This is a genomic window from Falsihalocynthiibacter sp. S25ZX9 (assembly GCF_041205405.1).
Taxonomy (GTDB): Bacteria; Pseudomonadota; Alphaproteobacteria; order Rhodobacterales; family Rhodobacteraceae; genus Falsihalocynthiibacter; species Falsihalocynthiibacter arcticus.
Genome location: NZ_JBGFCD010000235.1, coordinates 1 through 303, shown reverse-complemented (window position 1 = coordinate 303; position 303 = coordinate 1). Strand labels below are relative to the sequence as shown.

At 54.5% G+C, this 303-nt stretch carries 1 pseudogene; it reads left to right on the top strand.

Annotated features, from left to right (window positions below):
• Positions 1-238 (top strand): annotated as a pseudogene (locus tag AB9F29_RS22070) (branched-chain amino acid ABC transporter permease); the annotation flags it as partial.
• Between the last annotated feature and the right edge of the window lie 65 nt (positions 239-303).

The following is a 303-nucleotide window of genomic DNA, read 5'->3' as shown; positions in this document are numbered from 1 at the left end:
CACCTTTCAATCGGTCGCACCTGGGGAGGACATCAGGTTCCTATTGGCCAGCCTTGTAGTCGTTATTGTGGGCGGAATGGGGTCGATCCACGGCGCAGCCCTTGGTGCTCTTCTGATCGGTTTGGCCGAGCAGTTTGGCTCAGTTTATTTCCCTACCTACGCAGTTGTTCTGACGTTTTTAATCATGGTTGTTGTGTTGGCGTTCCGCCAACAGGGCTTGATGGGCAGGGAGGGATAGCGGAATGGTTGACGTGACCCCTTCGAATATTGGCGCTGGTAAAGCACGCGCGCCTTCTTGGATTG